16 protein-coding genes and 2 tRNA genes are annotated in these 23,066 nt (G+C 68.8%); 2 read left to right on the top strand and 16 right to left on the bottom strand.

Translation table 11 applies throughout. The features are described from left to right. Positions 1-116 precede the first annotated feature (116 nt). Positions 117-896: an SDR family NAD(P)-dependent oxidoreductase gene (locus ACMPH2_RS03755; protein WP_009279496.1), complete on the top strand. Its 780-nt coding sequence runs from the start codon at positions 117-119 to the stop codon at positions 894-896. A 219-nt stretch (positions 897-1,115) separates the two neighbouring features. On the opposite strand, the gene rho is transcribed toward ACMPH2_RS03755, so the two are convergent. The 8 genes from rho to ACMPH2_RS03715 all read right to left on the bottom strand — a co-directional run bounded on the left by rho (position 1,116) and on the right by ACMPH2_RS03715 (position 11,376). Continuing rightward, a complete protein-coding gene (gene rho / locus ACMPH2_RS03750; protein ID WP_083823517.1) occupies positions 1,116-3,155 on the bottom strand; it encodes a transcription termination factor Rho in 2,040 nt (679 codons plus the stop codon). Positions 3,156-3,477: 322 nt separating this feature from the next. Further along, positions 3,478-4,161 carry a MarR family transcriptional regulator gene (locus ACMPH2_RS03745; RefSeq protein WP_009279498.1) on the bottom strand — a complete coding sequence of 228 codons (684 nt, stop codon included), beginning with the start codon at positions 4,159-4,161 and terminating at the stop codon, positions 3,478-3,480. A 161-nt stretch (positions 4,162-4,322) separates the two neighbouring features. Beyond that, positions 4,323-6,167 carry an arginine--tRNA ligase gene (gene argS / locus ACMPH2_RS03740; RefSeq protein ID WP_417118664.1) on the bottom strand — a complete coding sequence of 615 codons (1,845 nt, stop codon included), beginning with the start codon at positions 6,165-6,167 and terminating at the stop codon, positions 4,323-4,325. Between the two features lie 255 nt (positions 6,168-6,422). After that, positions 6,423-7,904, bottom strand: coding sequence for a nicotinate phosphoribosyltransferase (locus ACMPH2_RS03735; protein WP_303132664.1), 1,482 nt, complete (start codon positions 7,902-7,904; stop codon positions 6,423-6,425). A 143-nt stretch (positions 7,905-8,047) separates the two neighbouring features. Further along, positions 8,048-8,368, bottom strand: coding sequence for a hypothetical protein (locus ACMPH2_RS03730; protein ID WP_314640309.1), 321 nt, complete (start codon positions 8,366-8,368; stop codon positions 8,048-8,050). 135 nt (positions 8,369-8,503) lie between these two features. Beyond that, a complete protein-coding gene (locus tag ACMPH2_RS03725; protein WP_417118663.1) occupies positions 8,504-9,442 on the bottom strand; it encodes a radical SAM protein in 939 nt (312 codons plus the stop codon). 454 nt (positions 9,443-9,896) lie between these two features. Further along, the gene (locus ACMPH2_RS03720; protein WP_417118662.1) at positions 9,897-10,865 is read right to left on the bottom strand and encodes a hypothetical protein; all 969 of its coding nucleotides are present in this window, start codon (positions 10,863-10,865) and stop codon (positions 9,897-9,899) included. A gap of 435 nt (positions 10,866-11,300) precedes the next feature. Next, positions 11,301-11,376, bottom strand: a tRNA-Ala gene (locus ACMPH2_RS03715). A gap of 457 nt (positions 11,377-11,833) precedes the next feature. On the opposite strand from ACMPH2_RS03715, the gene ACMPH2_RS03710 reads away from it, so the two are divergent. Then, complete coding sequence (locus ACMPH2_RS03710) at positions 11,834-13,033, top strand: glycosyltransferase family 4 protein (protein WP_417118661.1); 1,200 nt, start codon at positions 11,834-11,836, stop codon at positions 13,031-13,033. A 212-nt stretch (positions 13,034-13,245) separates the two neighbouring features. On the opposite strand, the gene rplT is transcribed toward ACMPH2_RS03710, so the two are convergent. The 8 genes from rplT to recJ form a co-directional block, all read right to left on the bottom strand. After that, positions 13,246-13,611, bottom strand: a complete 366-nt coding sequence (gene rplT / locus ACMPH2_RS03705) for a 50S ribosomal protein L20 (RefSeq protein ID WP_062530016.1) — start codon at positions 13,609-13,611, stop codon at positions 13,246-13,248. Positions 13,612-13,658: 47 nt separating this feature from the next. Next, positions 13,659-13,859, bottom strand: coding sequence for a 50S ribosomal protein L35 (rpmI, locus tag ACMPH2_RS03700; RefSeq protein WP_009279506.1), 201 nt, complete (start codon positions 13,857-13,859; stop codon positions 13,659-13,661). Position 13,860: 1 nt separating this feature from the next. Next, on the bottom strand, positions 13,861-14,430 hold the full coding sequence (infC, locus tag ACMPH2_RS03695; protein ID WP_072499664.1) for a translation initiation factor IF-3: 570 nt from the start codon (positions 14,428-14,430) through the stop codon (positions 13,861-13,863). A gap of 270 nt (positions 14,431-14,700) precedes the next feature. Beyond that, positions 14,701-15,657 carry a 2-keto-3-deoxygluconate permease gene (locus tag ACMPH2_RS03690; protein ID WP_009279508.1) on the bottom strand — a complete coding sequence of 319 codons (957 nt, stop codon included), beginning with the start codon at positions 15,655-15,657 and terminating at the stop codon, positions 14,701-14,703. A 141-nt stretch (positions 15,658-15,798) separates the two neighbouring features. After that, positions 15,799-15,885, bottom strand: a tRNA-Leu gene (locus ACMPH2_RS03685). 291 nt (positions 15,886-16,176) lie between these two features. Continuing rightward, entirely contained in the window at positions 16,177-17,058 is an 882-nt protein-coding gene (locus tag ACMPH2_RS03680; protein ID WP_062530014.1) for an MBL fold metallo-hydrolase, read from the bottom strand. A 1-nt stretch (position 17,059) separates the two neighbouring features. Beyond that, positions 17,060-19,393, bottom strand: coding sequence for a RelA/SpoT family protein (locus ACMPH2_RS03675; protein WP_072499663.1), 2,334 nt, complete (start codon positions 19,391-19,393; stop codon positions 17,060-17,062). Positions 19,394-19,402: 9 nt separating this feature from the next. Beyond that, on the bottom strand, positions 19,403-23,065 hold the full coding sequence (gene recJ / locus ACMPH2_RS03670) for a single-stranded-DNA-specific exonuclease RecJ (protein ID WP_417118660.1): 3,663 nt from the start codon (positions 23,063-23,065) through the stop codon (positions 19,403-19,405). Position 23,066: the final 1 nt, after the last annotated feature.

The raw sequence follows: 23,066 nt of genomic DNA, 5'->3' as shown, positions 1-23,066 counted from the left end.
GATCTTCGTGTACCGTCGTGATGTGGACGCCCAGGACCCAAAGCTCCCAGACTGTCTAGATAATACCTATATTCGTGAGTAGTTCAAGCTCAGACCGCATATTGGGGGTGCGAGAGATGAATGACGTCGCAGTGGTGACGGGTGCGAGCTCTGGCGTGGGTCGCGAGTTCGTGCGCCAGCTCGACGCGGGCGCGGGAGGGCCCCTCGACCAGATCTGGCTCGTCGCGCGCAGGAGGGACGTCTTGGACGAGGTCGCCGCCGGCTGCTCCACGCCCACCCGCGTGCTCGCGCTGGACCTCACGCGCCGCGAGGACCTGGACGAGCTCGCCGCAGCCTTAGACGGCGAGGAGGCCCTCAGGCTGCAGTGGCTCGTCAACTGCGCGGGCTTCGGGAAGTTCGGCGACTTCGCGGCGCGCCCGCTCGGAGAGGCGCGCGACATGCTGCTCCTCAACTGCCTGGCGCCCCTGGAATGCAGCTACCACGCCCTGCCCCACATGGTCGCCGGCTCGCGCATCGTCAACCTCTCGTCCATCGCGGGAGTCATCCCCCAACCCGGACTCAGCGTCTACTCGGCCACTAAGTCCTTCGTGCTGGAGCTCTCGCGCACCCTCGACCACGAGTTGGAGGGGACGGGCATCCACGTGACGGCCGTCTGCCCCAAGTTCATGCGCACCGGCTTCTTGGACGAGCCGGGGGACGCCGGCGTGGCGCGCGGCATGACGCGGATCGGCTTCGAGGACGTGGATAGGGTCGTGAGGCGCGCAATCGCCGGCGCGATTGCGGGGCGACAGGTTGTCATCCCCTCCTGGGACATGCGTGCGGCGGCCCTCACGGCAAGGCTCCTTCCCGCCCGGGCCGTCATGCGGGCCGAGGGGTGGCTGCTGCGGGAGGGATAGCGCCTCTCGCCTGGAGACACGTCGTCTCGCGCGCACCGGCACGACGTCTCGCGCGCTGGCACGAGATTTCACACGCTGATTCATCACCTCGCGCGCACTGGCGCGAGAACGGCTCCGCAGAAATAGAAATTCTGCGGAGCCATTTTCTGTGACCTGCGCCTTTGCGAGGGCGCTCGGCAAGATTTCAATTTTTGCGGAGCGGTGCCGCCCCACCCACCCCTACAGGTAGTCTGCCTGCTGGGCCTTCTTTGCCGAACGGATGAGGAACTCCTCGTTGTCGTTGGTCGCCTTGAGGCCCTTGACCAGGGCGGAGGCGGCGCGCTCGGTGCTGTTCATGTTGGCGAGGACGCGCCTGATGCCCCACACGAAGGGCTGGAGCTCCGCGTCTATCAGCAGGTCCTCGTTGCGCGTGCCGGACGAGACCGGGTCGATGGCCGGGAAGATGCGCTTGTCGGCCAGGTCGCGGTCGAGCTTGAGCTCCATGTTGCCGGTGCCCTTGAACTCCTCGAAGATGACCTCGTCCATCTTGGAGCCGGTGTCCACGAGGGCGGACGCGAGGATGGTCAGCGAGCCGCCGTTCTCGATGTTGCGGGCGGCGCCCAGGAACTTCTTGGGCGGGTACAGGGCCGCGGAGTCCACACCACCCGAGAGGATGCGGCCGCTGGCAGGCTGCGCCAGGTTGTAGGCGCGTGCCAGGCGGGTGATGGAGTCGAGGACCACCACGACGTCCTCGCCCAGCTCGACGAGGCGCTTGGCGTGCTCGATCACGAGCTCGGCCACGGCAGTGTGGTTGTCTGCCGGCATGTCGAAGGTCGACGCGACGACGGTGCCCCTGATGGAGCGCTCCATGTCGGTGACCTCCTCGGGGCGTTCGTCCACCAGGAGGCAGAAGAGGTGCACCTCGGGGTTGTTGGCGGCGATGGACTGGCACACGCGCTTGAGGACCGTGGTCTTGCCGGCCTTGGGCGGGGACACGATGAGCCCGCGCTGGCCCTTGCCGATGGGTGCCACGAGGTCGATGGCACGCCCCGTGATGGACTCCCTGCCATGCTCCATGACCAGGCGCTGGTTGGGATAGATGGGCGTGAGGTCGCGGAAGCGGGGGCGGTTGCGCATCTCCTCGGGAGGGCGCCCGTTGACGCTCTGGACCCTGTGGAGGGGCGGGAACTTGCTGTTGTTGTTGCGGGCGGGAGCCACCGAGCCGGTCACGTAGTCGCCAGGACGCAGGCCGTACTGGCGGATGAGCTGCTGGTAGACGAAGGCGTCATCGTCGCCGGACATGTAGTTGCCCGTGCGGATGAAGCCGTAGCCCTCGTTCTGTATCTCGAGCACGCCCTCGACGGAGCGGAAGCCCTCCTGGCGCGCCGCGGCGAGGTAGACCGCCTCGGCGAGGTCCTTCTTGCGGACGCCCACGTACTCGACGCCGAGCTCCGCCGCCTTGGAGCGCAGCTCGGCGACCTTCATCGCGGCCACGTCGTCGCGTGAGAGGCTGGGCTCCACCGACTGCTCCTGACGGCGGTTGCGGCGCTTCTGGTTGTTGCGACCGTTGCGCCCGGAGTTGCTGTTCCATCCCTGCTGGCCGCGGTCGCGCTGGCCGGGCTGCTGGAAGTCCCCCTGGTCCTTCTTGCTGCGACGACGGCGGCGGGGCTCGCGCTCGCCCTCCTCGCGCTGGTCGCCGGCGTCGTGGCGGACCTGCTCGTGCTGCCTTGCGCCAGCGTCTGCCTGGGCGGCGTCAGCCTGGGCGATGGTCGTGGCGGGCGCGGGCAGGAGCTCCCCCGTGGCGACGGTCGCCTCCTGGGTGACGCGAGTCATGGCGCCCACGTCGAGCGTGGTCTGCTCGCCCGCGGGACGCACGTGTCCGGCAGCCGTCGCGTCTCCGGGCTGGGCTACGTCCGTGGCCTGGTCGTCCTCGCGCTTCTTGCGGGGACGGCCGGGACGGCGGCGAGGCTTCTCCGCCGCCTCGGCGGCAGCGGCGTCGGGCGAGGGGGACGCCTGCTGGCCCGCAGCCGTCGCGGCCTGCTGGACTGTGTCGACGGTCTCGCCGGGCTCAGCCTCGGCCTTCTTAGGCCTCCTGCCGCGCCTGGGCTTGGGAGCGGCTGGCGCCTCCCCGGCCGTACCATCCTTCGAGGCGTCGGCCGTCGCCTCTGGTGACGCCTCGTCCGCCTTCGTGCTGCGCCGGCGGCGCCGGGGCTTGGGGGCCTCCTCCACCTGGGACTCCTCGCGCCTCTCGCCAGTCTGTTCTTGGGTCTCTTCCGCCATCAAGGCTGCCTTTCCGTCTGGGGCCGCCCTGCGGCCCACGGGCACGGACGGCCGCCCCTTGGCAGCCGGCTGCGTGCAGACATCGTATATGCGATTGCATTGTGCTTGGTTTTGAGTGGGATTGTTCACCTGCGGCGAACGTCGTTCGCTCGCCGGACAGCTGCACTATAGCATGACTGCGGCGCAAGTCAGGCAACATCAATGAAATGCGGGGTTTTTGCTTGCCTGGGCGTCATCTCTTCCCATAAGAAGACAGCCGGGGCGCCTCCGCCGCCGGCTGTCGCCGCAAATCGCATGCCTGTGGGAATCCTGCGCCCGCGGCCTACTTGGAAGCGCGCGGGCGACGATGCACGACGAGGCGCTCGATCTGGCCGTTCAGCGCGTCGGCACGCTCCCAACCCTCGTCGGTGAGGACCACGGGAGAGGTGCGCCCGGTCTCGCCCTCCTCGTCCTCCTCGCGCCTGACAAGACCTTCCTCGACCAGGGCGGCCACGGACATCGACACGGTGGGCTGCAGCAGTCCGAGTATCTCCACCAGGCGGGAGATGCTCACGGGCTCGCCCTTGGCGGAATAGAGGCCCAGCAGCGTGAGATCGCCCGCCATGCAGGTGAGCGACCCCATCGTGTCAACGTAGCGGCAGACGCGGGCGGCCGACGTGCGCGAGAGCGACTGCCCGTTGGGGATGGCCTCACGGCAGGCGGCGCAGAGGTCCTCCACGTACTGGCGGCCCTCGTCTGTGATGGAGCAGATCACGTTGCGGCGGTCGACCCCGCCCTTCTCGCGCGCGAGGAAGCCCAGCGCGGCAAGGTGCTTGGTGCGGTGGGTCATGGTGGGCCGCAGCGAGCCCTGGTACTCGGCGATGTCCGACGTCCTCAGGCTCTGTCCCTCGACAGAGAGCCTGCAGAGGATGGCGAACTCCGCGAAGGAGAGCCTCCGGGCTGACTCGACGTCCTGACGGACCAGATTGTAGGCACGTCGAATCGACAGGTACTCACGTAGGACCATAGCGCGCCCGCACCTCCCCCTTGCAAAGGTGCCCCGTCACAGAGTCGCGACGGGGCACCGCTAGCACCAACGTCCCTGACAAGTCTAGTTCAAACGCAAGGGACGGGGGTCCATATACGATAAAATGTTTATGAGCCTGAAATCATGGTCGACTTTGGCCCCTACATCACGTCGGGAGCAGACACGCCGATGAGCCCGAGGGCGACCTCGAGGTTCACGCGGACGGCGTCGCAGGCGACCAGGCGTGCGCGCGAGAGCTCCGCGTCCACCGGACGCCCCTCGCTGGGAAGCACCTGGCAGTTGGCATAGAAGCCATGGTAGCAGCTGGCGAGCTCCTCGCAGAAGTGCGTGATGCGGAAGGGCGCGCGGTCGCGGGCGCAGCTGGCGATGAGCTCCGGGAACTCGGAGATCTTGCGGGCGAGCGCGGCCTCGGTCGGGTCGGTCAGGAGAGAGAGGTCATAGCCCTCGCCGATGGCGCGGCGGGCGACCTCGTTCATGCCCAGCTCCCTGGCCTCGTCCTCGCTGACGCCGGCGGCCTTGCGCAGGATGGAGCAGATGCGGGCGTGCGCGTACTGCACGTAGAAGACGGGGTTGGCGTTGGTCTTCTGCTTCACGGCCTCGATGTCGAAGTCGATGGTCTGGTTGGAGGACTTGGAGACCAGGGTGTAGCGGGTGGCGTCGACGCCGACCTCGTCGATGAGCTCCTGGAAGGTGACCATGGTGCCGCGGCGCTTGGACATGCGAACGGGTTCGCCGTCGCGCAGCAGGTTGACGAACTGGCCCAGGTCGACCTCGAACTGGCCGGGATAGCCCAGGGCGTCGCAGACGTTGGTGACGCGGGCGATGTAGCCGTGGTGGTCGGCGCCCCAGAGGTCGATGGAGTAGTCGTCGCGCTGGAACTTGTTCCAGTGGTAGGCGACGTCCGAGGCGAAGTAGGTGTACTCGCCGTTGCTCTTGATCAGGACGCGGTCCTTGTCGTCGCCAAAGGTGGTCGAGCGGAACCACAGGGCCCCGTCGTCGGTCTTGTAGAGGTGACCCATGGCCTCGAGCTTGGCGAAGGCGCGGTCGACCTGGGAGGTGCCGCTCTCGTCCTTGGCATAGAGGGAGCGCTCGGAGAACCAGACGTCGAAGGGGCAGCGAACCTCGTCGCAGGTGCTCTTGATCCTGCCGAGCATGGCCTGGTAGGCGCGCTCGCGGAACTCGTCGGCGCGCTCCTGCTCGTCGGCGTCGACCCACTTGTCGCCGTCGGCGTCGAAGAACTCGCGGGCGATCTCGATGATGTAGTCGCCGCCGTAGGAGTTGCCGCCCAGGGCCTCGTTGAAGCCGTCCATGAAGGGGTGCTGCTCGGGATGCTCGTCGCCCTCGTCCTCGACGTAGCGCTCGCGGTCGGCGAGGAGCGCCTCCATGGCCTCCTGGCTGCCCACGCCTTGCTCGCGCATGACCTGGCAGAGCTGGAGGTAGCGCATGACGACCGAGCCGCCGAAGACGTCCATCTGGGAGCCGTGGTCGTTGATGTAGTACTCGCGGTCGACCTGGAAGTTGGCGTGCTCGAAGACGTTGCACATGGAGTCGCCGAGGGCCGCCCAGCGGCCGTGGCCCACGTGCAGGGGACCGGTGGGGTTGGCCGAGATGAACTCGTAGTTCATCTTGAGGCCGTCACCCACGTTGCACTTGCCCCAGTCGCCGCCGGCCTTGCGGACGCTGTCGAAGACCTCGTTGTTGGTGGCGGCGTTGAGGTAGAAGTTGATGAAGCCAGGGCCTGCGACCTCGACCTTGGCGATGGCGGGGTCCTGGGGCATGGCATCCACGATGGCCTGGGCGATCTTCGCGGGGGCCATGTGGGCGAGGCGCGCGGAGCGCATGGCGACGGTGGACGTCCAGTCGCCGTTCGAGGAGTCAGCAGGTCGCTCCATGCCGCAATCCTCCACCTCGAACTCCGGCAGGTTGCCAGCCGCCTGGGCGGCTGCGATCGCTTGCTTGACAAGCTCCTCGATAGACTCGGGCATGCGCTACTCCTTCTTCGGCCTTGTACCACGACTGATATGCGGACACAGTTATCTGGTGAGTCTAGCAGAGCGGGGCCCCGCAGGGCCCCGCTCCACAAAATAGCGTCAACGACGTGCCCTTTGGCCCCAACGTCGAACGAGCCTGAGGTTCAGCCTTTGGCCCCGACGTCGAACGAGCCTGAGGTTCAGCCTTTGGCCCCGGAAGAGGAGAGCGAGAGGGGACGCGCGTCCCCCGCAGGCACCGCGGCGCGCGGCCTACTTGCGCCCCGAGCCCATGAGCTCGCGGGTGGCCAGCTCGCGGCGGAGCCTCGCCAGGCCGAGCTCCAGGCCCACCGGGTACCCCTGGGGGTTGAGGAAGCGCCTCACCGCGGGGTCCAGGCGCATGAGCGCCTCGCGACAGCGGGCCTTGGCCTCCTCGATGCCCTCGCTGGCGGGCAGGGGCTCGCCGCCGTCCACGAGCTGCACCAGGAGCTCGCGCGACTCGAGGCCCGAGAGGTCGTAGGAGGCGAGGTCGTCCAGGACGTCCACCATCTGCGTCCCAGGGTCGCCCTGCGCGGACTCGTCGCAGATCATGTCGCCCACGGGGCAGCCCGAGGCGTCGAAGAAGCGGCGGACGGACTGCACGCCGGGGATGGTGCGCTTGTAGGCCATCTCGGACAGCTTGATGACCGGCTCCCAGGGGTCGCCCGCGGTCGGGCGCGTGGCGGACAGCTTGTAGACGCCGCCGAGCGAGGGCTGTGGGTCGCAGGTGGCGAGCTTGGTGCCCACGCCGAAGGAGTCGATGGGGGCTCCCTGGGCGAAGAGCGACTGGATGGTGTACTCGTCGAGGTCGTTGGAGACCGAGATCCTCACGTAGTCCAGCCCCTCGGCGTCGAAGGCTCCGCGGGCCTCCTTGCTGAGCTTGGCCAGGTCGCCGGAGTCGATGCGCACGGCCGCGAGCCTCTCGCCCGCCGCCTCCATCTCCTTCGCGACGACGATGGCGTTTCTTATGCCCTGGTGGACGTCATAGGTGTCGAGGAGGAGCACGCAGTTCTTGGGGCTCGACTTGGCGAAGGCACGGAAGGCGTCGAGCTCGTTGGGGAAGGCCATGACCCAGGAGTGGGCGTGCGTACCGAAGACGGGGATGCCGTAGACCTTGCCCGCCAGCACGTTGGAGGTCGAGCCGGCGCCGCCGATGTAGGAGGCGCGAGCCACAGCCAGCCCGCCGTCGGGACCCTGCGCGCGGCGCAGGCCGAAGTCAGAGACCGGATGGCCCTCCGCCGCGTGCACCACGCGCGCGGCCTTGGTGGCCACGAGGGTCTGGAAGTTGACCAGGTTGAGGAGGGCGGTCTCGAGCAGCTGGCAGTCGATGATGGGGCCCTGGACGCGGACCATGGGCTCGCGGGGGAAGACCAGGTCGCCCTCGGGGACGGCCCAAACCGAGACGCGCATGCGGAAGTCGCGCAGGTAGTCGAGGAAGCCCCGCTTGAACATGGGGCCGCCGCCGGGCGCCTGGACGCCGGCGAGGTACGAGACCGCGTCCTCGTCGAAGCGGAAGTTGCGCACGAGGTCCGCGATCTGCCCCATGCCGCAGGCCACGGCGAAGCCGCCGTCGAAGGGGTTCTCGCGGAAGAAGACGTTGAAGCAGCCCTCCGCGTCCATGAGGCCGGACTCCCAGAACCCCTGGGCCATGGTCAGCTCGTAGAGGTCGGTGTTCAGCGAGACGTCGGTGGGCTTGGTGCAGTCGGTCAGGGCCATGGGTGGAATCCCCTCTGCTCGCACGCGACGCGGCCCCGCTGCGAGGCCGCTGCTCCTGTGTTCGTCCCAGCGTAGCACGAGCGGCGCGGCTGGGGTCGCGCCGGCGTGGCGCCTCGACCTCGCCCGACCCCCAGCCGGATGCCCTACCTGGCCCCGCCCAGCAGCATGGACAGGACGATGGCCAGCACCAGGCAGGCCAGGCCCATGAGCACGTACCTCTGCGCCTTGGGCATGCTCAGGTCGTCACCGGGCTCCATGGCGCGGGCGTTGCGCTCGCGCAGCTCACGGGCATGCTCGTCCTTCGCCGCCTCGCGTTCGGCTCGCTCGCGCTGGGCCTTGAGCCGCTCCAGCTCCTCGCGCTCCCTCTTGGCCTGCTCCTCCGCCTGCCTGCGGTCGCGCTCCGCCCGAAGCTCCTCGAGCTCGGCGCGCTCCTCGGCAGAGAGGCCCCCGTTCTGCTCTGGCATCTCTTCTCCCTCGTCCCGTGCGAGACGGCCCGGGCCGCGCCCGCCGTCGCGTGACATTATCCGCGAAGCGGGGCCGCGGCGGCGCGAGAACAGCCAGTCGTGGCCTGCTCGAGGGCGGCCGCGCGCGTCTCTCCCCTAGCCGAGTTCGAGGCCGCGGACCCCCGTCGCGTCGAAGCCAGGGACGAAGCTCTCTGAGACCGTGCCGCCCTGCTGCCACCACAGACGCTCGAAGCCTAGCTCGTCGGCATGGTCGAGGACCGCCTCGTACTCGTCGTCGCCAAGCGAGCGGGCCAGGTCGCCCCCCATGCTGCGGCAGCGCTCGTTGGGCGTGTACTGGTTCATCACGCTGAGGTCGACCTCGTTTCCACAGGCCTGCCACACGCGGTCGAGCACGGCGAGCGAGTCGTCGACGTGCCCGGGCATGACCAGGTGGCGCACCACGATGCCACGGAGCATGCGACCGTCGGGGCCCTCCGCCCGCCCGCCGTGCGCACGGAGGGAGCGAAGCATCGCCTCGAGCGCCGACAGGGCGACCTCGGGGTAGTCCGGCGCGCCCGAGAGCGAGCGCGCGAGCTCGGACGAGGCGTACTTGAAGTCGGTGAGCCACACGTCCACGACGTCCGACATGCCCTCGACGACGGAGGCGAGCTCGTAGCCGCTGGTGTTGCACACGACGGGCAGCGCCATGCCGGCCGCGCGGGCCAGACCCACCGCCTCCCTGACCTGCGGCGCGAAGTGCAGGGGGGTCACGAGGTTGACGTTGAGCGCGCCCTGCGCCTGGAGCTCGAGCATCATCTGGGCGAGGCGTGGCGTCGTGACCTCGAGGCCGAAGCCCTCCTGGGATATCTGGTGGTTCTGGCAGAAGACGCAGCGGAGGGGACAGCCGGTGAAGAAGATGGCGCCGGAGCCCGCCTCGCCTGATATGGGGGGCTCCTCCCAAAAGTGGAGCGCCGAACGGGCGACGCGCAGGGTGGAACTGGCGCCGCAGAAGCCCGGCCTGCCTGCCGCGCGGGAGGCGTGGCAGCGACGGGGGCAGAGCTCGCAGCTCGCATATGCTTCGGACGAGAATTCCATGGACGTCCTTCCTGGCGGCGCTCCTGTTGGACGGGGTCGTTGCCGGTTGCGGCACGGGGGCGACGACGGCGCGGCGACGCCAGAGACTCTATCACTGCCGGACGGACGCCACGGAGCCGCCACGCGCCCATCCGCGCGCTCGTGAGCCTCGCCGGGCGGCCGAGAACGCACGCCACTCTCGCCTGCCACGCGCGAACGCACGATCAACATCATTCCGCACGTCGCTGCGCACAGCGATTTCATCGAGCACGCATGAACGCACAGCGATTTCAGCGAGCACGTCGTTGCGCACAGCGATTTCAGCGAGCACGCTGTTGCGCACATCCGCCGCCGCGTTTGCCCAGTTGGTGCGACGTCCAGTTGTGCGTTGGAGCGTGGAGGATGCCTGACGTGTGCGAAACGGCGTGGAGGAGGCAGCCGACCGCCGCGCAGACGCCCGGCCGCGCAGACGACGTTATGCCCGCGGCACACCAAAAGAGTCGAGCAGCCGTGCGAAGCGTCCTCGGTCGCAGACGTCCGCGAACGAGAAGCGCACGACCCGGGCCACGCGGGTGAGACGGGACTCCCTGAGGCGCTCGTCGGCGAGCAGGTCGACCGTCGCCCTCCCCCGCGTCATCGTCGGGTCGACGTACTTCTGGCGCCCGTCGAGCTCGCCCGCCACGAGGGTCCCGTCGGGAAGGTGCCAGAGAAAGTCCACCCTACTCACCTGGCCCGACAGGGGGTCGACGAACTCCGCCTGGAGCTCGGGGGCCGCAAAACCGAGCTCGATCATCGCCGCACGGGCAATCGACTCCCCGCCGCTCTCCGCACGCCGGTCGGCACGGGCCGCCGTCGCCAGTGCCCGTCTCACCCCAGGCCGCCGCCTGCCAAGGTCCCGCACGAGGCCCTCGAGCCATCGCGCGTCCCTGCCCGTCCGGGCGAGCGCGGCGTCCGCCACGACGAGCCCGTCGGAGAAGCCCATCATGAGGAGGCAGTCGACCACGCTGCGCTCGAAGGTCGTGACGGGGATGCCGGAGGCATGTGCTCGTTCCAACCCGCCCTCGCAGGCAAGCTGGTGAAACGCCACGAGCCTCGTGCCGTGCCGTCCGCCCGGCCCATGCGCGACGTGTATGCGGGCCAGCTGCCCGAACGAGACGGGAAGGCCATGCGCCACGGCGGCCGTGGGACCGCAGAACGTCCAGTCCGGATGTGCCCTCGACAGTGACCTTGCGAGATGCAGGTGGCGAGAAGGCACGTCGAGTGCCTCCCAGTAGCCCCGGCGGGCAAAGTGCCCGCGCGCCAGGCGGACGAGCTCCCCCGAGCCGACCATGCGTCCCATCGCCATCCCGTCGGCATGGCTGGATGGCGCGACGCATGCCCCGCGCGCCTCTCCCTCGCCCAGCATGCAGCCGATGTGCTCCCGCCTTGAGCCACCTGCGTCCAAGTCCCCTCCCGTCCTCGCCGTCCTACCTGGGCCCGACCATATCGGAGCGGAGGCCAAAGTCGTGGCTGACATCCAAAAATGTCAGCTCAATTTCTGGCGGACCGTTCGCCGAACTTTCTGGCGGACCGTTCGTCGAACACGCAATCGCGCACATCACAGGAGTCTTCCACGCGTGAACGCACATTGGAGCGGCACATCAACTGGGCAAACGTGAAGGTGACCGTGCGTGCGTGCTTACTGGATTTGTTGTGCGCAACGGCGTGCGGGATGCCGCAGGACGTGCGCCGGAGCGTGCGGGATGCCGCAGGACGTGCGCAACGGCGTGCGGGACGCCGTAGGACGTGCGTCGGAGCGTGCGCGACGCCACCAGTCGCCGGCGTGCCTTGGCGCGCCACAAAAAAGCCCGGGCCACGACGGCCCGGGCGACGACGCCTATGGTGGAGATGAAGGGATTCGAACCCTCGGCCTCTGCCTTGCGAAGGCAGCGCTCTCCCAGCTGAGCTACATCCCCAAAAAACGTGCAAGGGAGAGTATCGCCATTCCCCGGCCCCCTGTCAAGCCCGAGTCAAGGCAATGTCGCCCCCTGCGGCTGCGAAATGAACCCACCTTTCTAAGGTGGGTGCCCTCGTCGCCTGTTCCAGCTTCCTCAACAACGGAGGATCCCTGTAATGGGGACGATATGCGGGCTCCCTCAAGACGCGTGTCGGTTCACCCAGTTGTGACCGCAGGGGGACGACAGCTCAAATATAGATGAGCCCCCCGCGATTACCAGTCTTGACATGGCGCGGGTTATGGCCAAAAGTGAGAGGAGCTGGCGTCTGCGCCCGCCCCCGCGGCGAGGACGCGTCGTCCCTCTCCCCCGCCAGGCCGATTCGCCCGCTCGATACCTGCGCGTTTTCCGCTTGGCCCTGCTTTTCGCTATGATTGTCCGGTCAGTGTGAGAAGAGGCGACGCAACGGGAGGCGAGCATGCACCAGCCGTGGCTTCCCTACCTGTGCGTCTTCCTCGCCGCCGGGCTCACGACGCTCCTCATGACGCCCCTCGCGCGCAAGGTCGCCTGGAAGCTGGGGGCCGTCGACTACCCCAACGCACGCCGCATCAACCGCGAGCCCATCCCCCGCATGGGCGGCATCGCCGTCTTCCTGGGCATCACCGCCGCCTTCGTCGTGCAGTACCTGGGCACGACCTACCTGCGCTGGCCCATGGTGCTCGCCCCCTCGCCCCACCTCAAGAACATCCGGTACTGGTCGCTCGTGGGGGGCTTCGTCTGCATCTTCCTGGTGGGTGCCATCGACGACGTCTTCCAGCTCAAGCCCCTCCACAAGCTGCTGGGCCAGGTCGTCGCCTCCTCCATCGCCGTCTGCGGCGGCCTGGTCATCGGCGTCATCGTGAACCCCTTCACCGAGGGTCCCCTTTGCATGGGCTGGCTCAGCTATCCCGTCACCGTCGCCTACCTCGTCGCCTACGTGAACATCTTCAACCTCATCGACGGCCTGGACGGGCTCGCCTCGGGCCTCACCGGCATCGCGAGCCTCACGATGTTCACCCTCGCCGTGATGGCGGGACGGACCGACGCAGCCACCCTCGCCATCGCGACGGCGGGCGCCTGCCTGGGCTTCCTGCACTACAACTTCCACCCCGCCTCGGTCTTCCTGGGAGACTCCGGCTCGCTTCTGCTGGGCTTCTCCATGGGCGTGGTCTCGCTGCTCTCCGTCGCGCGCATCGCGGGCCTCACCACCATCATCGTGCCCCTGGTCATCGCGGGCATCCCCATCATCGACACGCTCTCGGCCATCGTGAGGCGCAGCCGAGCGCACGTGAGCATCGGGCATGCGGACCGCGGCCACATCCACCACCGCCTCATCGCCGAGGGCTTCGACCAGCGCCAGGCCGTGCTGATCATCTATGCCTGGACAGCCCTGCTCTGCCTGGGCACGCTGGTCATGACCCAGGTCTCGGTCGTGCCGCGCATCGCGATCTTCTTCGCCCTCCTCCTGGCCTCCGGCGCCGTCGCGCGCAAGCTCCACCTCTTCCGTCCCGTCCTGCTGCACCACACCAACCCGAAGACCGGCGACGACGAGCTCGTCTGCCCGCAGGACCCAGAGTTCCCGGACGAGGAGGAGCGCTTCAGGGAGCAGGAGTCCCAGCGCCACCACGGCCTGCGCTAGCCTCCGCCGCCCACGCGCCGGGGACAGGCGAGAGGACCTTGCCGCCTCGATTGTCACCGCACCCACGTGGGGCTCGAACCACGCCGGCACTGCCTCGAACCACCTCGACACTGCCTCGAACCACCTCGACACTGCCTCGACCCACACGGCGCAAAGAGGCCCGCCCCCGGGAAGGGAGCGGGCCTCGACGGCTGCGAGATGCGCGACGCGAGCTACTCGGCGTCGGCGAGGGCCTTCTTGGCCACGTTGGCCAGGTCGGCGAAGGCGGCCTCGTCCTCGTAGGCGACCTGCGCGAGGACCTTGCGGTCCAGCTCGACGCCGGCGAGCTTCAGGCCGTGCATGAACTTGCTGTAGGAGAGGTCGTTCATGCGGGCGGCGGCGTTGATGCGCTGGATCCACAGGCCGCGGATGTCGCGCTTCTTGTTGCGACGGTCACGATAGGCGTACTGGCCCGAGTGCTGGACCTGCTCCTTCATGCCGCGGAAGGTGCGGGAGCGGACTCCGTAGTAGCCCTTGGAACGCTCGACGAGGGTCTGGCGCTTCTTGCGACCAGCGACTGCGCGCTTGACACGTGCCATATCTAATCAACTCCTAAAGAATGCCATCGAAGGGGCGACGTGCCCGCTTAGTTCTTGGAACCCATGCGCTGGGAGACGACCTTGACGTCACCGGCGGTGAGCTCGGCCTCCTTGCGGAATCCGCGGATGCGCTTCTGGGACTTCTTGGTCAGGATGTGGCTCTTGAAGGCCTTGGCGCGCATGATCTTGCCGGTGCCGGTGCGGCGGAAGCGCTTTGCCGAACCCTTGTGCGTCTTCATCTTGGGCATGCTAGTTCTCCTTCTCCGTCTCTGCGTCGTCCTCGACTGCCTTCTCATCGAAGGCGCCCTTGATCGGGGCGACCAGCATGTGCATGTTGCGGCCCTCCATCTTGGGGGCCGACTCGACCGTGGCGTAGGGCCTGAGCTCGTCAGCCAGACGGTCGAGCACCATCCTCCCCTGCTCGGGGTGGGCCATCTCGCGACCGCGGAACATGATCGTGATCTTGACGCGTGCGCCCTTCTTCAGGAAGCGCATCACATGGTTCTTCTTGGTGGTGAAGTCGCCCACGTCGATCTTGGGACGGAACTTCATCTCCTTGACCTCGACCTTGGCCTGGTTCTTGCGGGCGGCCTTGGCCTTGCGGTCCTGCTCGTACTTGAACTTGCGGTAGTCCATGACCTTGCAGACGGGAGGCTCCGCGTTGGGAGCAATCTCCACCAGGTCGAGATTCTGCTCGTCGGCGATGCGCTGCGCGTCGCGGACTCCGAACAGGCCGAGCTGTGAACCGTCAACGCCGATCAGGCGGCAGGTGCGCGCCGTGATCTCGCCGTTGATCCGAGGACCCTCGTTCTTCGCTATCTCTTACACCTTCCTTCGCTCGTGCGGCTCGCGCCGCATGAAAAAACTCCCAGAACTATGGCAGCATCCAGGAGACAGAGGACCCACTCGCAATGGGCCGGCTATTTGTCTGACCGGACGGCTGCCCTTGGCGCCGTGCAGGTGGGGACCACGTGCGTCCCTCTTTGCGATAAGCACTTTGTCGATGCTAGCCGCTCGGCGACGAGTTGGCAAGCCCGTTCGCCCGCACATGCCTTTTGCACAAGCGGACGAACGGGCCCGGGACGCCCCCTAGCGCCCCTCGCGCGCGGCGATGCGCTCGTCCAGCCAACCGGTGAGCAGGGGCGCCACGAGGGCGGTGATGATGACCGCGGCCGCGATCTGGGCGGTGGCCACGGGCACCAGCGCCGCGTAGGAGGCATCGGAGGCCGCGACCGCGGGAGGGGTGGTCATGGCCGTGCCCGCGATGGTGGAGCAGGCCATGCCAGCCTTGCCCGTGCCTCCCGTGAGGCGGTCGAAGCCAGCCGTCGCAAAGCCGATGGCAAGGCAGATCACAGCCAGCACGATGCCCGAGATGCCGCCTGCGACCAGGCTCTCGAGGCTCATGCCGCAGCCCAGGGCGAATCCCAGGACGGCGATGCAGGGGTTGACGCCCGGCGCCATGAGCTGCTTCACGAAGGGGAAGAGGTTGCCCAGGACGATGCCCAGGACGATGGGCAGCAGCGAACCCACGAGCTGTCCCACCGAGATGTCCGCGATGCCGGCGGCGCCCAGGGCGATCATGGTGATGGTGGGGCCGGCGGTGAAGCAGAGGATGCCCGCCGCGCCGCGCTCCGCCTCGTCGCCGTACTCGGCCATGATGCCGGTGTAGAGCGCGATGTTGCAGAAGCTCACGCCGCCGATGATGGCCAGCGAGCTCAGCCCCAGCAGGTCGTCGCCCATGAAGAAGGCGACGCAGAGCCCAAGCGCGATGGAGAGCACGAGCTTGGGGATGATGATCATGATGCCGGTCTTCACGGCCTTTGGGGTGGACCTGAAGTTGATGCCCACGCCGATGCCGAAGAGGATCACGAAGACGAGGGCGTTGCCGCCGTGCACCACGGCCGTGGTGAAGCCGCCGATCTCGAGCAGGCCCGGGACGAAGGAGTGCAGGAGCAGCCCCAGGAGCATGGGATAGATCATGATGTCCCCGGGAAGGCGCGGTATCCTGAAACGTCCCTGGGTCTTCTCCGCCTCTGCCTCGGCCATGGGTGCCCCTCGCTCTCGTCGCGAATTTTTGTTGGGCGAATGTACCAGAGGAGAGGGCCACCGCGCCACGCGCGACGGCACGGCGACACGAACGCGTAACGAAAGGGGCCGCCCCGAGGGACGGCCGCCTGCGCATTCGCATGGTGCCCGAGGTGGGACTCGAACCCACACTCTGTTGCCAGAAGCGGATTTTGAGTCCGCCGCGTCTGCCAATTCCGCCACTCGGGCAAAGTCGCAGGACCACTATATCAGAGAGCGGCGGCTACGAATCGGCCATCGCCCACGCCAGAGACATGACCGTGGCCGAAGGTGCGGCGCTGAGCGCGCATTCTATTTTTCAAATGTACACCCCTCTCCGCTGACCTGCGGTTTTGCGGAGAGGCGCGCATTTCACGCCTGGAATGTTCGTCTCGAACCGCGCGCCACGCCCAATCGCCCCCAAGCCGCGCGCTGCGTCCCAATCGCACCTCGAGCTGCGCGCCACGCCTCGATCGCGCCCCAGCCGCTCCCGCGCCGCGTCTAGTGCATGCCGTCCGAGACCGCGTCCGGCTGCAGCCAGGGGTTGCCCTCCAGCTCCTCCATCATGGTGGTGGAGTCGCCATGGCCGCAGAAGAGCGTGGTGCGGGCGGGTATCTCCTCCCGCAGGCGCGCGAGAGTGGCCATGAGGGCGTCGTGGTCGCCGCCGGCGAGGTCGGTGCGTCCGCAGGAGCCCTTGAAGAGGGTGTCGCCCACGAAGGCGACGCCATCGGCCGTCCCCTGGCCCAGGAGCACGATGCCGCCCGGCGTGTGGCCGGGGGCCCCGATGACGCGGAAGCTCGCCGTGCCCAGCTCGATCACGTCGCCGTCGGCGATGGTCTGGTCGGGCTCGGGGGCATCGTCGTCGTAGGAGCGGCCCAGCTCGCTCGCCTCGCCCGCGCGACCTGCAAGCTCGACGTCCGCCTCGTGCATGAGGAAGCGGGCGCCCGTGGCGTCCCTCAGCGCCTTTACGCCGCCCACGTGGTCCCCATGCCCGTGCGTGGCCACGATGGTCGTCACGCGGACGTCCTCGAGGTGACGAGCGATGGCGGCGCCGGAGTTGCCCGGGTCGACCACCAGGCACTCCCCCTCCGAGACGTAGGCGTAGCAGTCGGTCTCGATGGGCCCCACGATGAACATGCGGATCTGGTCGTCGCTGGCGTTGTGGCCGCAGCCTCCCCCGCAGCAGCCGCCTCCATGGTGCCCGCAGCAGCCGCCCTCGTGGGAGTGGCCCCCCTCATGCCCATGGCCACCGCAGCCATCGCCATGGCCCTCGTGGTCGCCGCAGCAGCCGCCCTCGTGGCTGCCGCAGCCGCAGTCCTCGCTGGCGTCATGCTCGTGACCGCCGCAGCAGCAGCCCTCGTCCTCGTCCCTGCCCTGGATCATGCTAGACCCTCCTCTTCATCTGATTGGCGCCCTCGCCCGGCATGATGCGACGGGCATCATACACGCTGGGCACGCGGTTGACGGCGGCGAGCAGCGGCCCCAGCCGGCTCACGTCGGAGATGGCGATCAGGAAGCGCAGCCGGGCGGCGCCGGAGCTCGAGGTCTGGGTGGCGGCACTCAGGATGTTGCCACCACCATCCCCCAGGGCGATGGTGACGTCCTTGAGCAGGCCCATCCTGTCCGTCGCCTCGACCACGATCTCGACCTGGAACTCGGTGGCACCGGTGGCGTCCCACTCCACCTCGATCATGCGCTCGGGATGTGACATGAGGCTCTTCACGTTGGGGCAGTTCGCGCGGTGCACCGACACGCCGCGCCCACGGGTCACGAAGCCCACGATCTCGTCGCCGGCGACGGGGCTGCAGCAGTGGGCCAGGTGCACCAGGAGGTCCGGGTCGCCCTTTGCCACGACGCCGCAGTTGCTGCGCCGCCTCTTGTCCGAGGCGGCGCGCGCCGCGGCGTTGACCAGCGGCCTGTCCTCCGCCATCGCGCGCTCACGCTCGTCGCGGCGCGCCGCCTGGCGCTCCGCCTCCACCGTCTTGGTGGAGGCCTCGCCCAGCGCCTCCTCGATGCGGTTCGCGATCTGGCGTGGGCTCAGCTTGCCCGTGCCCACGGCGGCGAAGAGGTCGTCGCTGCGCACGAGGTCGAGCTGGCGCACCACCTTGTCGATGGCCCTCTGCACCCGCTGGGTCGAGATGCCGTACCCGCGCTTGCGCAGCTCGTGGGCGAGGTCGCTTCTCCCCTGCTCCGCGTCGTCGGTCTTGGAGAGGGTCGTGAAGTACTTCCTGATCTTGGCCTTGGCGGAGGGCGTCGCCACCAGGTGCAGCCAGTCGCGGCTTGGCTTGGAGTTCTTGTTGGTCAGGATCTCGACCCTGTCGCCGCTCTGGAGGCGGTAGGTGAGAGGAACGACCGAGCCGTTGACCTTGGCCCCCACGCAGTGGTTGCCCACCTCGGTGTGGACGGTGTAGGCGAAGTCGAGGGGGGTGGAATCGCGCCTCAGGCTCATGACCTCGCCCTTGGGGGTGAAGACGAATATCTCGTCCTCGAAGAGGTCGACGCGCAGGTTGTTGAGGAACTCGTGGGCGTCGCCCATGTCGTCGTCCACGGCCCAGTCCAGGCTGCGGCGGATCCAGTTGATCTGGTTGTCTATCTCGCGCTCGCCCTGGGACATCTGGCCGCGCGACCCGCCCGACTTCTTGTAGAGCCAGTGGGCGGCGATGCCGTACTCCGCCTGGTCGTGCATCTCGTAGGTGCGGATTTGTATCTCGATGGGGCGCGCGTCAGAGCCGATGACCGTGGTGTGCAGCGAGCGGTAGCCGTTGGGCTTGGGCATGGCCACGTAGTCCTTGAAGCGACCGGGCAGCGGGTGCCAGAGCGAGTGGACGGCGCCCAGCACGCTGTAGCAGTCCCCCACGGAGGGCGTGAGGACGCGCAGGGCGATGAGGTCGTAGATGTCGCTGAACTCCTTGCCCTTGCGCGTCATCTTCTGGTAGATGGACCAGAGGTGCTTGGGGCGGCCGGTGATCTGGTAGCCCGCGAGCCCCACCCGCGCGAGCTCGCCGTCCAGGATGCGGATGGCCTCGGCGGTGTCCTGCTCGCGCTGGGCGCGGGAGTCCTGCACCATGCGCGCCACGCGCTCGTACTCGGTGGGCTCGAGGTAGAAGAAGGCCAGGTCCTCGAGCTCCCACTTCACCGACGAGATGCCCAGGCGGTCCGCGAGGGGAGCGTAGACGTCCATGGTCTCGCGGGCCTTGAAGGCGCGGCGGTCGGGCTTGAGGGCCGCCAGGGTGCGCATGTTGTGCAGGCGGTCGGCCAGCTTGATGATGACCACGCGGATGTCCTTGGACATGGCGAGGAACATCTTGCGCAGGTTGAGGGCCTGCTTCTCGTCCATGGAGGCGACCTGGATCGAGGTGAGCTTGGTGACGCCGTCGACGAGCTCCGCCACGGTCTCGCCGAAGCGCACCGAGATGTCCGCCAGGGTCGCGGGGGTGTCCTCGACCGTGTCGTGCAAGAGGGCGGCGCAGATGGAGTCGCCGTCCATCCTGAGGTCCTTGGCCAGGATCAGCGCCACCTCGACGGGATGGTTGATGTAGGGCTCGCCCGAGCGCCTGCGCTGGTCGGCGTGAAACTCGGCCGCGAAGGAATAGGCCTCCTTGACGCGGGCGAGCTCGCCGCCGTCGAGGTAGTCGGAGCAGGTGTTGCACAGGACCCGCCAGTTGTCGGCCTGCGGGGTCTCCCTTCGTCGGGCGGGAGCCGAGTCTGCGTTGGCCATCAGGACCTCCTAGCCGTCCACCACGTCACCGAAGCCGGGCGTGATGGGCCTGTTGATGCGATCGAGAAGCTCCTGCGGGCTGCTCGAGAGCGCCCAGTCGCGAAACGCCTGGAACTCGTCGCGAAGGCGTAGCCCCTCAAGATAGCGAATGGAGCGGTCGAGCTGGACGTGCGAGGGGCTCTGGGCCATGGTAATTCGGCGGGCGGAGCCGTAGCCGTCCGTGGAGAGGAAGCCCAGCTCCCGGAAGACCGAGATGCCGCACGACACGGCGCGCTCGTCCAACTGCGAGGCGGGATGGCGCAGGAGCGCCTCCTGGGCGAGGTCGGCGTTGGTGAGCCTCAGGCCCGTGGCCGCCGCCTGCCCGTCCGCGAGCTCGCGGAGCACCCGGTAGAGCGTCACGAGCTCCGAGCGCTCCGGGGCCGAGGCGGCGAGGATCCTCTCGTTGATGCGCGCGTCCCTGCCGCCGAAGAGCAGCCAGACGCAGGCGTCCTGGCCGTCCCTGCCCGCCCGGCCGCTCATCTGGTTGAACTCGATGGAGCCGAAGGGCATGTGGTAGAGCATCACGTTGCGGATGTCGGGCAGGTTGACGCCCTCGCCGAAGGCGCTCGTGGACACGATGCACTTGAGCTCGCCCGCACGGAAGGCGTCCTCGACCCTGCCGCGGTCGGCGCGGGTGAGGCCGGCGTTGTAGAAGGCGATGCGCCGCGCGAGCTCGGGGACGGCCTTGCGCAGCATCCGCGCGAGCGAGACGGACTGCTCGCGCGAGTTGACGTAGACCACGGTCTTCATGCCCGTCGCGACGACCGAGACCAGGGCGCTGTCACGGTCGCGGAGCTCGCGGCAGTCACGCACACGCAGGTTGTCGCGGACGCTCGCATCCACCACGACGTCGCGCTCGTCGATGGAGAGGAGCCGGCAGAGCTCGCGCGCGACCCCCGCCTGGGCCGTGGCGGTCACAGCCAGCGCGACGGGGTTCCCGAGCCGCTCCAACACCCGTGGGAGCTGGGCGTAGGCGCTGCGCCCGCCCGTCTCGCCCGCATGGTGGGCCTCGTCCACCACCACGAAGCCGACGCGCCCGGAGGAGGCGAAGCGGTCCGCGTGGATGGCCAGGAACTCGGGCGTGGTGAGGAGGACGTCCACCGCGCCGGATGCCAGGCCGCAGAAGACGTCGTCACGCTCGCCGCGGGAGCTCTCGCCCGTGAGGACGCGCACGCTCATGCCGAGCTTGGCGAAGGCGGCGGCGAGGTGGAAGGACTGGTCGCTCACCAGCGCGCGCAGCGGGTACACGAAGACGCTCGCCTTCCCGGCGCGGAGCGCCGAGATCGCGGCGTGCACGTGGAAGACGAGGGACTTGCCGCGGCCCGTCGCCATGACGCAGAGCGTGGAACGGCCGGCGGCGAGCCGGTCGAGAGCCGCGACCTGGGCCGGAAGGAGCTCGTGGTCGCCGATGAGGGAGCGCACCAGGCGCGCCCTCAGCTCGCCCGCGCCCAGCGAGGCGAGCTCGGCGCGCACGGACGAGGGGGCGCAGGCCGCGTCCCCTCCCGTCGGCTCGGTTCCGGCCACGCGCTCGAGGCGCAGGTTGACGCCCAGCGTGGGTCGGAGCTCGTCTCCCCCGGTGACGTCGAGCACGCGCGCCTCGTAGCGTCGTCCCGCGTCCACATGGGGCGCGAGGGCGGCCGCTATCTGGCGGCGCAGGTAGCCGAGGCGCCTGCCCGAGCCGTCGAACACCGCGATCGCGTTGGGGTCGTCGGGGTTCTGGGGCTCGCGCCCGAGCCGGAGGTCGTCGCCTGCGGAGAGGCCGCGCACAAGCTCCTGGCGCCCGGCAAAGCTCACGCCCATGAGCTTGGTCACGAAGCCCTGCGCCTCGGCGATGCCCGCGAACTCGTCGCGCGAGAGTACCTCGGACGCATGCGAGAAGAGCTCCTCGGCCACGCCGGCCTCCCCCTCACGGGCAGGCTCGGGCTCGTCGCGATAGAGGATGTCCTTCACCATGAGCTTGGGCTTCGTGCGGCCCTGCCAGGTCTCTGCCACGGGCTCGAAGACCAGGTCGACCGCGGCGTCGCAGTCGTTCGCGCGCTCGATATCGGGCGCGCGGAACATGATCGCGGGAACCGAGGACATGCCGTCGGTGGCCACGAAGCGCAGGTGGCTGCCGTCGGAGCCCACGCGGGTGCGGTTGCGCATGCTCACGCCGCGCACGCCCAGGAGCGGCTTCTTGTTGCCCTGGCCGAAGGGCTGCAGCGTCTCGAGCGCCTCGATGTTGAGAACGGTCATCTCGGCCAGGTCCACCAGGGCGCAGACCTCCCCCCTGTCCTCGAACTGGGAGTCGGGGAGCTCCGCCATGACCTCCCCCAGGCGCACCCTGAAGGCGTCCAGGTTGGCGACGTCGCAGGTGACGCCCACGGCACCGGCATGCCCGCCGAAGCGGACGAGGAGGTCGGAGCACTGCTCCACGGCGCGGAAGAGGTCCACGGAGCCCACCGAGCGGCCAGAGCCGCGCGCGATGCCGTCCGAGATGGAGAAGACGATGGCGGGGACGTGGTAGCGGTTGGTCATGCGGCTCGCCACGATGCCCTTCACGCCCTCGTGCCAGCCCTCGCCCGAGACCACGACCACGCGGCCCCCGTCGAAGGAGGAGTCGACCTTGGCCATGGCCTCCTCAGTGAGCTGCGCCTCTATCTCGCGCCGCTCGGAGTTGACCTGCTCGAGGCGGGCGGCGAGCTGCTGGGCGCGCTCCAGGTCGTCGGTGAGCAGGAGCTCGAAGGCCACGTCGGTGGTGCCCATGCGTCCCGCCGCGTTGAGGCGGGGCACAAGGGAGAAGGGCAGCTGGTCGGAGGTGATCGTCGTCACGTCCACGCGGGCGGTGGCCGCCAGGGCGACGATGCCCGGGCGGGCCGCCTCGCGCATGCGGGAGATCCCGTCGGCCACGAGGGCGCGGTTCTCTCCCGAGAGGAGCATCATGTCTGACACCGTGCCCAGGGTCGCGACCTCGGTGTAGGAACGCCAGAGGTCGGGGGCGCCCAGCCGCCGGCCCAGCTCCTGGAGGAGCTTGAGCGCGACGCCGGCCCCCGCAAGCTCGCGGCTCGGGCAGTCGTCGGCGAGCTTGGGGTCAGTCACGGGTATGCCCTCGGGCACAAGCTCGGCGGGCTCGTGGTGGTCCGTCACCACGACGTCGACGCCCTGTCCCACGAGCCAGGCGACCTCCTCGCGGGCGGCGATGCCGTTGTCCACCGTGACCACGAGGTCGGGGTCGCAGCCCTCGATCACGCGGCCCAGGGCCTCGCGGCTGAGCCCGTAGCCCTCGCCGAAGCGATGGGGTATGTAGGGGTGCACCTCCGCCCCAAGCTCGCGCAGGCCCAGGGTGAGGAGGGCCGTGGCGGACATGCCGTCCACGTCGAAGTCGCCGAATATCGCGACGGTCTGGCCCGTGCGGACGGCCCTCTCGATGCGACCCGCGGCGTCGGCCATGCCGGGGACGAGCAGAGGGTCGCACCAGTCGCGCGCGAGGGAGGGAGTGAGGAACGCCCGCGCCTCGTCGACGGAGGCGACGCCGCGCGCGGCCATGACGCGCGCCACCAGGGGCACAAGCCCCAGCTGCGACGAGAGCTCGCGCTCGAGGGCGGGGTTCGGGGCGCAGAGCTCCCAGCGCCGGCTGCCCATGAGCCCGGCCACG

Source organism: Olsenella phocaeensis (assembly GCF_048189965.1).
Classification (GTDB): domain Bacteria; phylum Actinomycetota; class Coriobacteriia; order Coriobacteriales; family Atopobiaceae; genus Olsenella_I; species Olsenella_I phocaeensis.
This window is presented reverse-complemented; position numbering and strand designations above follow the sequence as displayed.